This is a genomic window from Acinetobacter colistiniresistens, from assembly GCF_000413935.1.
Classification (GTDB): domain Bacteria; phylum Pseudomonadota; class Gammaproteobacteria; order Pseudomonadales; family Moraxellaceae; genus Acinetobacter; species Acinetobacter colistiniresistens.
The window spans coordinates 129,558-142,334 of the sequence record NZ_KE340381.1; the positions used below are offsets into that span (position 1 = coordinate 129,558).

Annotated in this window: 11 protein-coding genes; 5 read left to right on the forward strand and 6 right to left on the reverse strand. The window is 43.0% G+C overall.

What is annotated here, in order from left to right; translation table 11 throughout:
- Positions 1-189: 189 nt before the first annotated feature.
- On the reverse strand, positions 190-987 hold the full coding sequence (locus F907_RS04870) for a class I SAM-dependent methyltransferase (protein WP_016652831.1): 798 nt from the start codon (positions 985-987) through the stop codon (positions 190-192).
- A gap of 127 nt (positions 988-1,114) precedes the next feature.
- Complete coding sequence (locus F907_RS04865; protein ID WP_005273414.1) at positions 1,115-1,612, reverse strand: thioesterase family protein; 498 nt, start codon at positions 1,610-1,612, stop codon at positions 1,115-1,117.
- Positions 1,613-1,782: 170 nt separating this feature from the next.
- On the opposite strand from F907_RS04865, the gene hemB reads away from it, so the two are divergent.
- Together hemB and thiO are read left to right on the forward strand one after the other, a co-directional pair.
- Complete coding sequence (hemB, locus tag F907_RS04860) at positions 1,783-2,796, forward strand: porphobilinogen synthase (RefSeq protein ID WP_016652832.1); 1,014 nt, start codon at positions 1,783-1,785, stop codon at positions 2,794-2,796.
- Positions 2,797-3,113: 317 nt separating this feature from the next.
- Positions 3,114-4,232: a glycine oxidase ThiO gene (gene thiO / locus F907_RS04855; RefSeq protein WP_016652833.1), complete on the forward strand. Its 1,119-nt coding sequence runs from the start codon at positions 3,114-3,116 to the stop codon at positions 4,230-4,232.
- On the opposite strand, the gene F907_RS04850 is transcribed toward thiO, so the two are convergent.
- The gene (locus F907_RS04850) at positions 4,229-4,672 is read right to left on the reverse strand and encodes an ABZJ_00895 family protein (protein WP_016652834.1); all 444 of its coding nucleotides are present in this window, start codon (positions 4,670-4,672) and stop codon (positions 4,229-4,231) included. The two genes, thiO and F907_RS04850, sit on opposite strands and share 4 nt — an antisense overlap.
- 286 nt (positions 4,673-4,958) lie before the next feature.
- Positions 4,959-5,411 carry a GNAT family N-acetyltransferase gene (locus tag F907_RS04845; RefSeq protein WP_016652835.1) on the reverse strand — a complete coding sequence of 151 codons (453 nt, stop codon included), beginning with the start codon at positions 5,409-5,411 and terminating at the stop codon, positions 4,959-4,961.
- 160 nt (positions 5,412-5,571) lie between these two features.
- Here F907_RS04845 and F907_RS04840 point away from each other — a divergent pair, with 160 nt between their 5' ends.
- Positions 5,572-5,949: a VOC family protein gene (locus tag F907_RS04840; protein ID WP_016652836.1), complete on the forward strand. Its 378-nt coding sequence runs from the start codon at positions 5,572-5,574 to the stop codon at positions 5,947-5,949.
- Between the two features lie 29 nt (positions 5,950-5,978).
- Here the strand turns inward: F907_RS04840 and F907_RS04835 are convergent, their stop codons facing one another.
- Entirely contained in the window at positions 5,979-6,761 is a 783-nt protein-coding gene (locus F907_RS04835; protein WP_016652837.1) for a crotonase/enoyl-CoA hydratase family protein, read from the reverse strand.
- Positions 6,762-6,925: 164 nt separating this feature from the next.
- Here F907_RS04835 and F907_RS04830 point away from each other — a divergent pair, with 164 nt between their 5' ends.
- Together F907_RS04830 and F907_RS04825 are read left to right on the forward strand one after the other, a co-directional pair.
- Complete coding sequence (locus F907_RS04830; RefSeq protein WP_016652838.1) at positions 6,926-8,176, forward strand: exonuclease SbcCD subunit D; 1,251 nt, start codon at positions 6,926-6,928, stop codon at positions 8,174-8,176.
- A gap of 9 nt (positions 8,177-8,185) precedes the next feature.
- Complete coding sequence (locus F907_RS04825; protein ID WP_016652839.1) at positions 8,186-11,782, forward strand: AAA family ATPase; 3,597 nt, start codon at positions 8,186-8,188, stop codon at positions 11,780-11,782.
- A gap of 145 nt (positions 11,783-11,927) precedes the next feature.
- Here F907_RS04825 and F907_RS04820 read toward each other — a convergent pair whose 3' ends face one another.
- Positions 11,928-12,770: an undecaprenyl-diphosphate phosphatase gene (locus F907_RS04820; protein ID WP_016652840.1), complete on the reverse strand. Its 843-nt coding sequence runs from the start codon at positions 12,768-12,770 to the stop codon at positions 11,928-11,930.
- Positions 12,771-12,777 lie beyond the last annotated feature (7 nt).

Genomic DNA, 12,777 nt, shown 5'->3' on the forward strand with positions numbered 1-12,777 from the left:
CTTAACTGAATGTTAAAACCCAAAGTGCAAAATGGCAGCAAAATATTATTTGGCATTTTAACGATAAAAAATCATATTACGAGAATAAAAAAAATAACTGATGCGTTCAATTATTAATTAATGATATTTTTTCAAATAGACTCACTGTACACGTCTTTCCAAATAACCAAACCCCTATCAGCTCTTGGTTTAAGGTTTAATCGCGCGTGTTGCCAAAAACGTTGGCATGAATTGATCGACTAAAAAACGTGGCTGCGGTTGATCATCTTCATAAAAGCTCTGAAGCAGAAAGCCTGCGGCCAACTGTCCCTGAATTAAATCAGTGAGGCTATGCCCAAACACCACTGTCTCTCCACGTTGTAACTTGGCATTGAGCGCGTCCGTACTCAGATCCTGAAGATCAGAATAAGGTAATGTATACATCGGATGAATCAATCCTTGCTTGGCATATTCAGGATTACGATCTGAAATAAAAACCACAGGATTATAAAAACTGGCGATCAGAATCCCTTGAGGTTTTAAGACTCGATAACACTCCCTCCAGACTGCTTGAACATCCGCAACATAGAGGTTTGAAATGGGTTGGATGATCAGGTCAAATTCAGCATTGTGAAAGGCATGCAAATCACACATATTTCCCTGTACAGTCTTGAGATGCAGTCCTTCACGCTCAGCCACCATGCGATCTTGCTGTAGTTGCTGATCGGAAAGATCAAACACCGTGACATTCGCACCCGCAGCTGCCAAGACAGGTGCTTGTTGACCACCTGCAGAGGCTAAACACAGAATGTTTTTTCCGACAATCTCACCAAGCCAAGCTTTGGCTAATGGCCGTGGGGTAATATGCACGTCCCAGTCGCCCTGACGGGCTGCAGTGATGAGTTCATGACTGACCGGACGTGACCATGGTTGCTGCTGTTGCGCCTGCCTATCCCAAGCTACTCGATTATGCTTAAGAAAATCAAAATGATGCTTCAGATGGGACACAACAGCTCCTTTTTCTAGCTGAATCACGTATTCGTTAGGATAGAAATACGATATCAACTCTGAAAAAGGAAGTAGAGTTAAAGACAGAAGCTGCTGCTAAACAGACAGCCTGAATGTTGAGCACGCCTTAGTAAGCATAAGAAGCAATTGCTGTTGCAATGGGCTTGTCTTCATCATTGACCATGGTCATGCGCATGGTGCAACCTTTACGACCTAAACGTAGCGTTTCGGCACGAGCAATGAAGTACTTACCGCGCCCAGGGGCCAAATAATCGACACGCATGTCTACAGTAGCCAAACGGGATACTTTCTTGATGGTGTCAGGCAGATCTTCTGGCGTGGCACGGAGATAGAGTTGCTCCATTGCCGCAACACCCCCAATACTGTCCAGAATCGTGGCGGCGACCCCCCCATGTAAAATCTGAAATGCAACATTTCCCACCAGTTCGGGTTGCATCTCCACATAGGCTTCAATCTGGCCATCAACCACCCGCATCACCATGCCACTGTATTTAAAAAATGGACAGGCATTGAATGCTTTACATAATTGCTTCGAGACCACTTGGTGATCTGCCTTTGCACCTAACTGAATATTTCCGGTCCAGTTTCTCTTTACATCATTCATACGCGGCCTACACTCAACGGAAAGAATAACTTTCCATTCTTTTGCACAAATCTAAAAATATGGGGCTACAATAGCGGGGTTTGTAATTGAGTGATGTCGCTGAACTCTCCCCTAGCATGGCTGAATCACTTAATTATTCCTATAGTGTAATACTGAACATCGAGATTGTTATGACTTATACGTTCAATCGTCCAGCTTTTCCTGCGACTCGCATGCGCCGTATCCGTAAAAATGACCAACTACGTGCCATGGTCAGCGAAACACATCTGACAACGGATCATTTGATTTATCCAGTGTTTGTATTACCAGGACAACAACAGACCCAAGACATTCCAAGCATGCCCAATGTGCAACGCTTGTCCGCAGATTTATTGCTTAAAAAAGCAGAAACATTACTTGAACTCGGCGTTTCAAAACTGGCTTTATTCCCAGTCACCCCTCAACAAGATAAGAGCTTAACTGCAGAAGCCGCTTGGCATGAAGATGGCTTGGTACAAACCACTTGCCGTCTCCTTAAAAAAGAATTACCCGAGATGGTCTTGATTACCGATGGTGCACTTGATCCTTATACCACTCATGGTCAAGACGGTATTATTGATGACACGGGTTATGTACTCAATGACGAAACCGTTGAATGCTTAGTAAAACAGGCGCTAAGCCATGCTGCGGCAGGTGCAGATGTGATTGCACCAAGTGACATGATGGATGGCCGTATCGGTGCGATTCGCCAAGCACTTGAACAAAATGATTTTATCTACACCAACATCATGGCCTATTCAGCCAAATATGCTTCTAGCTTCTACGGTCCATTCCGTGATGCGGTGGGTTCTGCCAGCAACCTGAAAGGCGGCAATAAATACAATTACCAAATGGATATTGGCAACCGTGCTGAAGCACTGCATGAAATTGCACTGGATCTACAAGAAGGTGCGGATATGGTGATTGTTAAACCGGGTATGCCTTATCTGGATGTAGTGCGTGAAGTCAAAGATACCTTTGGTGTGCCAACCTTTATCTATCAAGTCAGTGGAGAATACGCCATGCTTGCAGGTGCAATTCAAAATGGCTGGCTATCTGACAGCGTGATCTTAGAATCATTATTGTGTTGCCGTCGTGCTGGTGCAGATGGGATCTGGACGTATTTTGCGGAAGATGCAGCCCGTAAATTAAAAGAGATGAAATAATTTCCTTTAATTTAAAATGTTCTAAAATTTGATACGCGGAAATGTCATCTGCAACCTGAACGAGGGTTAATAAAGCAAAGCTTTGTCCGAGTGTAAGACAAACGCAGTGTGTAGTTTATATCGAAAGATAGCCATGATCTTAAGTCTTGCAGATGACAATGCCTTCGCTTACTTTGGGCAAAACCAAAGTAAGCCCAGCTGAAAGCTAATCCTAAAATAGATTGAGAACTCGGCAAGACTCTGCCGCGTATTTATTCTGAGTAATTTAGATCGAATTTGGGTGCTCATCCAAATTAAGCAAATAAAACTGGTTTAACATGCATATTGCCATCATTGGTGCGGGTATTAGTGGCTTAATGTCAGCATTGGAACTTGCTGAACAAGGCTGCTCTGTCGATATTTTTGACCAACAACAAGCAGGCCAAGCCGCCTCATGGGCAGGTGGAGGTATCCTCTCGCCGATGTATCCTTGGCGTTATGCGCCCGAAGTCAATCAGTTGGCTCAATATGGCAAGCCCCTCTACCACGCCTGGAATGAAAAACTATTGCCTATCACAGGGATTGATTTTCAAATCCATGATACAGGCATGCTGATTTTTGATCAGGATGATTTTGAAATTGGCTTGAATTATGCCACTCGATATCAAGAGCCGATGCAACACTGCGAGCAACTGAATCGCGTCCAGCTGCAACAGGTCAACCCGCATATTTCAGCACAATTCCAACACGCGATTTATTTCCCACACCTGTCCAATGTCCGTAATCCACGTTTATTACAATCATTAATTTGCTATTTAAAACAACATCCGGCTGTACGTTTCTTTGAACATTGTCCTGTAGAAAAGTTAATGATTCAGAATAAGAAAGTGCTCGGAATTGAAACCGAAGATGGTCAGAAATTCAACGCAGATCAGGTGGTGATTAGCTCGGGTGCTTGGAGTCAACATTGGGCGCATCAATTACAATGCAATATCCCTGTACATCCCGTCCAAGGGCAAATGTTGTTATTTAAAGCCCCCGAAAACTGGCTACCCACCATGTGCATGAATCGGGTGATGTACCTGATTCCACGCCAAGATGGTCATATCGTCTGTGGTTCAAGTATGGCGGATACAGGTTTTAGCACTATGGTTGATGAACAGACCCAGCAAGATATTCTCACAGCCTGTTTAGAGATGGTGCCTGAGCTTGAACAATTCCCCATCGTAAAACGTTGGGCTGGCTTGCGTCCAAGTTCACCCCACGGCATTCCCTATATTGGCGCAATGCCTGAACTGGAAAATCTCTGGGCTAATTTTGGACACTTCCGCAATGGGCTATGCATGGGCGCTGGTTCGGCGCGTTTGCTGCGTCAACTCATTTTAGGACAAGAGACATTGGTTGACCCAATAGCTTACTCGCCCAGACAGCTCAAGCAATCAAGTATTCTGGTTTAAAACATCTTCTTTGCCATTCGCTGTGCTTGCGGCCCATAAAACCAATAAGTAATTAAAAATAGCGGCACGGCAATCACAAACCACATCGCCAATACAGTCAGCAAAAATTGTGGTTGTTTCAGATAAAGTAAGAAGTTCTGCCAAACTTCGGGATCTTTACGTGCAAAAATAAACAGACCCAGTAGCAAGCCACATGCGTTATAGCCCCAAAAGATCAGACTAAATCCGATGCTTAAACGTTTCCTTTCCTGTGGCGTCGGTGCACGGCGCTGTTTCTTCAAAAATTTGAATAAAATAACAATGATAGCAATTAAATAAGGAATCGCAGTCAACACGCTACCAATACTATTGGGTAAAATAGCCGCCAGCACACCTGCCAACAAGGTCGCAGTAAAACAAATTATAAAAAACCAGATATAGTACAAACGTAACGAAATCATAAAGATAAACCTAATTAGACTGGCTTTAGAAAATAATTATAAATTTTTTTCACTTTTTTTTCATTTTTATGTCAACCAATCCTCAACCAGTGTCGTTATATAAGATATAAGGTCGCAGCAACCGATTGGACATTGCACGGCATCCGCAATGTTTTCGGTGACCTTTCATTATGACTCTCCATCTTTCGCAATGGTTGTGTTAGCAGCCAGAACCATTGAAAAAGATTTTGACCGACGATTTATCATCACTCGAATCGTCGGTTTTTATTTGCCTAAAATTTGTATGCTAAAACGTATCAGCAACATACATTTTCATCAATTTACCCTCATCATCTTTAACCCTTGTTAAAAATACCCAACCGCATTTTTCATAGAAATCATCTAGGTCTGTGACCAGATACAGCTTTTCAAACCCTAAGTTTTTCATTTCCGCACGTGCGAAGTCCAACAGTTGCCTTGCAATATTCTGTTTCCGATAAGCCTCTTCAACAAATAGCGCACATAGATTGGGGCTAATATCTTTGCGATCATGAAAATCATTCTCGATCACCCCAGTACCAGCAATGATTTGCTGCTGTTCATTTAGAATCACATACCACTGTGGAATTCCTTCTGGCTGTTCAATCGAGGTTTTTATGCTGTCTCGATAGGCCTCAACAGGAATTCCCCATTGATCTGAAAACCAATGCGCAGCCTGCGCTAAAAGCTCTGGTGTATTGACCAGTTTAATGATATTCATCAATTTCAACCTCATCTCTTTAATCAAGATTAAATGAATAAATTACATTCTTTCAATCAAGTACGCGGCCTGAGGAATCTACTTACATAAATCGTTATCTATAACCTCCCCGATCTATTTAGAATAATTTCTAGACAATAACTACAAAAGGATAGCCGCCATGAACAGTATTATTTATTTTGAAATCCAGTCATCAAATCCACAACGTGATATTCATTTTTATCAATCCATTTTTGGCTGGAAATTTGAAAAAGTGCACGACTTACCGATCGAGTACTATCGAATTGCCACAGAGGGGATTTACGGCGGTTTACTGCAACGTCCTGTAGCAACACCAGCAACAGGATGTGGAACCAATGCTTTTACCTGTAGCATCGAGGTAGAAAGTTTCGATGCTACCACAGCTCAAATTCTAAGCTTGGGTGGGAGTATCGCCATGGAAAAATTTGCGATCCCGAACCGCTGTTGGCAAGGTTATTTCATCGACCTCGATCATAATACCTTTGGGATTTGCGAAATCGACGAACATGCTCAATAAACCACTGTGCTTACACAAAGGTCTGTCATTTACCGCCCCTTAAACTGCGGTGGGCGTTTTTCTAACATGGCGCGAACCCCTTCTTGAGCATCTTCAGATACAAACAGTGGCATTAAATAATTGTTCATTTTTTCAAATGCAACTGTTTGCCCTTCCACGACTGCATCTGTTGCAGAAGCCAATAACGCCTGTACAGCCAATGGTGCAGAAACACAGATTTCTTTAGCAATTTCCAAGGCACGTTCAAGTTGCTGCCCTGACTCCACCACCTCCGAGACGAGGTTTAGTTCATAGGCCGTTTTGCTATTAAACGTTTTACCCGTCAATAAATAAGGCATCGCCTTTTGCCAACCTGCAGCCTGCACGAAACGAACAGTCGCACCACCAAATGGCATGATGCCGCGTAATACTTCCAACTGACCAAAGACCGTATTTTCACTGGCAATCACCACATCGGCATTCAGCATTAACTCCACCCCAGCGGTATAGCAGATCCCTTGTACTGCCACAATGACTGGTTTAGTCCGATGCCGACCACCTGTTCCCCACGGATTCACCTGATCTGCTGCAAAATTAAAAATGCCTTGTGAAATTTTAGACTGTAATTCCACCAGATCTAGGCCCGCGGTAAAATGATCACCATGCGCAAAAATCACGGCGCAACGCAATTCAGCATTGTTTTCATATTCTGTTAAAGCAAGGGATAAATCCTGAATCATATGGCTATCGAAAGCATTGCGCTTTGCGACTCGATCCAAGCCAATCAACATGATGTGATCAATAATTTCGCGGCTTACTTGACCTAAGCTCATTCTATATTCCTCATTGTTAAAATAATGCTATGGAGCCCAAACTAGAGCATCGCTTAAAAATGATCAAGCGGCATCTTGTAGTGCTTTTTCTACTGAGCAAGACGCTCCCTTCGCCCTAAATACGTGCTACCTTATTCGGGTTTATTTTATTTTTAGATTCATTTATGACCGTGCGTTTTTTTCATACGTCTGATTGGCATTTGGGGCAGTTTTTTTATAATCATTCCCGCCACTACGAACATGAACAATTTCTGGCATGGTTACTTGAGCAAATCAAAGCAAAACAACCACATGCCTTATTGATTGCGGGCGATATTTTTGATGTGATTAATCCCAGCTCACAGGCACAAAAACAACTGTATCAGTTCCTTGCCGATGCTCATGAGCTTGCCCCACACATGCAAACCTTGATGATTGCAGGCAATCACGACTCGGGTTATCGCATTGAACAGGTTGAGCCTCTTTTAGAAAAATATAATGCCAAAACCGTTGGGGTGATTCGTTGGAATCAAGATAAGACCCTCGATTTAGAACGTTTAATTTTGCCGATTTATGATGAGCAAAAACAGATTATGGCGTGGTGTATTGCCCTGCCATTTCTACGTTCAGCTGAAATCACAGGCTTTAATGAACACACCACCAACAGTCAAAATGCGATTGCTTATTTACATCAACAGTTAATCGAAGAAGCCAAACGCCGTAAAACCGATGATCAGGCCTTAATTCTAATGTCACATGCGCATATGCAAGGTGGAGAAACTTCGGACTCAGAACGGCCGATTATCATTGGTAATGAAGAAGCATTGTCTACAGCACTGTTCGACGACAGTATTGATTATGTGGCGCTGGGACATTTGCATAAACCACAAAAGGTACAGCATCCACATATTCGTTATAGCGGTTCACCTATTCCTCTGTCATTTAGTGAAATCAAATATAATCACCAAGTGGTTGAAGTGACGATTGACCCTAAAAAAAGTGAAGACGCGTTTAGCTTTGAAGCTCTGCCAATACCCCGAAGTATTCAACTACATAAAATTAAAGATGAACTCAGCGCAGTCATGCAACGCCTGCGCAATCTGCCAAATGAACCGATCGAAAATCTCGAGCATCGTGAATATGTCGATATCGAATATCATACCGCGACCCCACCACAACCCAATTTACGACAACAGTTTGAAGATGCCTTGCCGAAAGATCGTTATCGGCTGGTGCGCATTTCCAGACAATATCTCTCCAATGAAAGCACTGCCGAGCACAAGCAAAGTATTAGTTTAGAACCACCGACACCCGAAAAACTATTTCAGCAAATTTGGGAGAAAAAGGGCTATCACGCCGATGATGAAGTCACCAAAGACTTTATGAGTTTGGTCGCAGAAGCGCAAAAGCAACTTGAAGATGATCAGACTGTTTAAGGACCTGCCATGAAAATTTTATCAATTCGACTGAAAAATTTGGCATCTCTGGCAGATGAGCATTTTATTGATTTTGAAACTGAGCCTTTGGCCAGTGCTGGACTGATTGCCATTGTTGGAAAAACCGGCGCGGGTAAATCCACGATTTTAGATGCCATGTGTCTGGCGTTATTTAATAAAATTCCTCGCCTCAAAGAGAGTGACGGTAAGCTGTTAGATGTCGATGGTTCTGAACTGCTAACCAACTCCCCTTTAACGGTTCTACGTCGCGGTACAGGACATGGTTTTGCCGAACTGTGTTTTGTGGCGCAAGACCAAAAACATTACCTTGCACGTTGGGAAATTAAACGCGCCCGTGAAAATGCCAGTGGCAAACTGCAAAGTGTACAACGCTCACTCAAATGCCTGACCGATGGTGTGGTCGTTGCAGACAAAAGCAAAGCAGTTGAAGCACATATTCAACAGATTACCCAACTCAGCTTTGAACAATTTACCCGTGCAGTATTGCTCGCTCAATCTGAAGTCACCGCATTTTTAAAAGCACGCGATAATGAGCGTGGTGAATTACTCGAATATCTGACCAACTCCAGTATTTTTGCCAAAATTGGACAACTGGCTTTTGAAAAGACCCGTGAAATCAGCAACCAGCGCAAGCAATTGGAAAATGTGCTCGGTCATATTGAAATCCGTTCAGATGAAGAAGTTGCCGAATTACAGGCTCAATTCCAGCAGATACAACAACGGGTTCAACAGTTGGAAGCCGACAAAGTTCAGCTCAATCAACAGCAACAATGGTTTGAACAGCAACAGAAACTTCAAACTGAAATCACACTGAAACAGCAACAGCATGACATTCAAATTCAAGCACATGATGCATTAGCAGCAGATCGCAATCGACTCAGCCAACTCGAAACCTTTTCAGGTATTCGTCCGATTGTGTTCCAACAGCAACAACTGGAAAAAGCACTACAACAGCTTGAGCCGCAGATTCAACATAAGCAGCAGCACTTTACGACGTTAAGCACTCAATTTGAGCAAGAAAAAACAGCTTATACCCAAGCTGAAACGGCCTTACAGCAATTTCAAAGCTTTGAACAAAACCATCAGCATGAACTCACTCAAGTGCGTAAATATGTACAGGAACGTGAATATATTGCCGATGAATATAAGAAAACCAAAGTCCGCTTAAACCAAAACGAAGCGCAACAACAACCATTGCTTGAGCAACAACAGCAGTTTGAACAAAGTCGCCACAGTCTATCCATACAACAACAAAGCTGCTCTGATCAGCTGCAACAGAGCGCACAATTCTCCACTTTAGATAAAGGCTTGAATGCACATATTCAGCAACTCAAGCAATTTATTCAGCAATACCAAAAAGTCGAACAGAATTTAGGTTCGATTCAACAGGCACAATCCAAGCTTGAACAAGATCAGATCGTGTTGAATGAGCTGATTCAAAAATTTGGTCCACCACAACAGATTGAAAACCAAATTGAGCAGAAACAAAAACTCAGAGAGCAACAACAAGCTCGACTAAATCAACTGGATCTGATTCAACAAAAATTACAGCATTATTTTGAACTTAAAAAAGAGTACGAAGCACTGACTCAGCAGCTCAGTACCACACAGCAACAATATCAGCAGGTGGAACAACAACTGCAAACAAGTGAAGTCGAATTCCAATCTGCCAAGAATGAACGGGAAAAATTACAGCAAATATTGCAACAACAACGCTTATTGCATGCTGAAAATATCGAACATCTGCGTGCTGAACTCAAACACGGCGAAGCTTGTCTGGTCTGTGGCAGCACCGAACATCCCTATCGAGATGATGCCAGTCAGCTCTCTAAAGCCTTGTATGAGCTGCAACAACAGCAAGAGCAACAGGCCATTCAACAAGAACAACACTGTTTTCAGCTTTGGCAAAACACACAGCAGAAATTTACCCAGATTCGTACCGAACTAACCCAATTGCAATCTGCCATGCAACAAGCGGATGATAAATTCAAGCTGCAATATCAGGAATTAGTCAAACATGCAGCACAGTTCGACATCCCGTTAGATTTAACTCAGCCACATGCGGAAGTGATCACAACTCAACAGCAATGCATCAATGAGACAATCCAGTTCAAACAGCAGGTCGAACTTGAGTTACAGCAACTGCATCAGGCCAATAAAGATCACTATAACCTGAACCAAACCATTCAAAATACCCGCTATCAACTCGAAAGCGTACAGCAGTTACAACAACAGATTCAGCATGTTGTAGATTGCCTAACGCGTGATGAACAAAGCCTATGGCAGCAACAAACCTTAGGCTATGCCCAACAACTCGCGCAGCGTTTGCAGCAACGTGCCCAACAACTTGAACAAGCTGAAACACTCAGCAAACAACAACAGCAGCTTGAACAGCAACTGAATTTATTAAAGTCCAATTTAGTCGGTTTACTGACTCAACATACCGAGTTTAACCAACAACTTAAAGATATCGAAGTTAAAGGCAAACACAATACCGAGTCAGCACATCAGCTGATTGTGGCCATGACCGGTTTAACTGAACTCAAAGCCAATGAATGGTTAAATCAGCATGATCAACAGCGTCAGCAACTACAGCATCAATATCAGCAGATCAAGCAAGCTTTTGAACAGGCTCGTCTAAGTTTCGAACAGCAGAAAAATGAACTGGAGCAGCTTAAAGCCCAGCAACAGCAGCAACAAACTAGCCTTGTCCAATCCAAAACTGAAATTCGAGCATGGCTCAGCCAGCATCCTGAGTTTGAAGAACATCTATTCGCGGATTTACTTGCCATTCGTACTGAGCAAGAACAGCAGATTCGAACAGCGCTACACAATGCAGATCGCTTACTCAATGAGGCTGCCTCTGCACTCAAAACACTGCAACAGCAATTAGAGGTTCATCAGCAACAACAACCGCACATTGAACAAACACAGTTGCTTGAGCACATCCGTCTCAATCATGAACAGTTGCAACAACACGCTGAACAACGTGATCAGTTCAAACTGAAATTGGAAGTCCATCAACAAAATGTCGCCAAACAAAAGCAGTTTGCCGATCAAATCCAACAGATTCAGCAGCAGGAACACCGCTGGAATAAAATTTCCAGTTTGATTGGTGATTCTAAAGGCAAGGATTTCCGTGATTTAGCCCAGCAATATAATCTGGATATTCTGCTTGAATATGCCAACCAGCAACTCAGCATGTTGTCACAGCGTTATACCTTAAAACGTTTGGATAACTCCCTCAGCCTAGCCATCATTGACCATGATATGGATGGAGAAACCCGTTCAGTGGCTTCATTGTCTGGCGGTGAGTCTTTCCTGACAGCCCTTGCGATTTCTTTGGCGATTGCCAATATGGCATCTGGTTCTATGAAAATCGAATCACTGTTTATTGATGAAGGTTTTGGAACGCTGGATGCCTCTTCGCTACATATGGTGATGAATGCCTTGGATCAGCTGCAAAGCCAAGGACGCAAAGTCATCCTCATTTCACATATTCAGGAGATGCACGAACGGATTCCTGTGCAGATTCAGGTACAGCCTGTAGGGTCAGGTTCGAGTCGAATTGAGGTGGTTGGGTAAATAAAACTGAATGCATAGAATCAACAGCTTCGGTTCATCCGAGGTTGAAATCTTGGCTCGCAAGTAATGTTGAGAATATTGAATGATATATTTTCATAGGGAGTACTTTGTCTTCCCTATGAAAATATAAGGCAATCATGCGCTCTTAGTGAATACACAACACCACAACGGCAAAACCTAAACAATATAGGCCAAACAAATGCCAACGGCCATGCTCTAACCAAGAAGAGAGCCATTTCAATGCAAGCAGACCAGCACCAAAGCTAAAACACATTCCAAGCAAACTTGGAGTAATGACATGTGATAATTGCCCACTCGCAACAGCCTGACCACCTTGGGCGTGAACTAAACGATACAGCTCTTTTAAAATAACGGCTGGGGTTAATACCACCGCCAGCGCAAAACTAAATTCTTCTGCTCTCTGACGCGATACCCCCAAGAATAAACCCGTCGAAATCGTCGCACCCGAGCGGGAAAAACCACGAAAAGGCAAACAAAGTGCCTGTACGGCACCAATAATCGAAGCACTACGTAAATTGATATTGCCTTGCTGTCCGCGATCTAAGCGCGATGATAAAATAATCAGTATCCCTGCTGCGGCAAGCGCGGCTGCCATTAATTTTGAATTACTAAACAGATGTTCAATCTCAAAACTACTCGCCCCACCAAAAAATACGTGTTTAATCAAAGCTTGCAATGCTAGACCCAATACACCCGTAATCAGTGTTGCTAGCACAACATACCATGCCTGACGTTTAAAACTTTCCCATGAAGAAAAATAGGTGTCTTTCCATGACTTCCAGAAGTAGACAATAACCGCAAACATTGTACCTGTATGCAACATGACCAGCAGGAAGGTCATATCAGGTGCAGAAGGATCATAGCCCATGAGTTTTTCAGCTAAAATCACATGTGCCGAGCTAGAAACAGGCAATAATTCAGCGAAGCCCTGAATGATCGCCAGAATAAAAACATGTAATAAATCCATACATTAC